This window comes from Brevibacterium sp. SIMBA_078, from assembly GCF_046534565.1.
Lineage (GTDB): Bacteria > Actinomycetota > Actinomycetes > Actinomycetales > Brevibacteriaceae > Brevibacterium.
In genome coordinates this window covers 1-264 of record NZ_JAWRYQ010000293.1, presented here as the reverse complement: position 1 = coordinate 264, position 264 = coordinate 1, and the positions used below count along the sequence as shown (strand labels likewise).

At 55.7% G+C, this 264-nt stretch carries 1 pseudogene; it reads left to right on the top strand.

Annotated elements, in window-relative coordinates:
* Positions 1-259 (top strand): annotated as a pseudogene (locus SB749_RS19775) (tail assembly protein); the annotation flags it as partial.
* Positions 260-264: the final 5 nt, after the last annotated feature.

Below are 264 nucleotides of genomic sequence, written 5' to 3'. Positions count from 1 at the left end.
CCTGTTTTCTCTCGGTGCCAGTATGGTGCTCGGTGGTGTGGCGCAGATGCTGGCACCGAAAGCCAGAACTCCCCGTATACAGACAACGGATAACGGTAAGCAGAACACCTATTTCTCCTCACTGGATAACATGGTTGCCCAGGGCAATGTTCTGCCTGTTCTGTACGGGGAAATGCGCGTGGGGTCACGCGTGGTTTCTCAGGAGATCAGCACGGCAGACGAAGGGGACGGTGGTCAGGTTGTGGTGATTGGTCGCTGATGCAA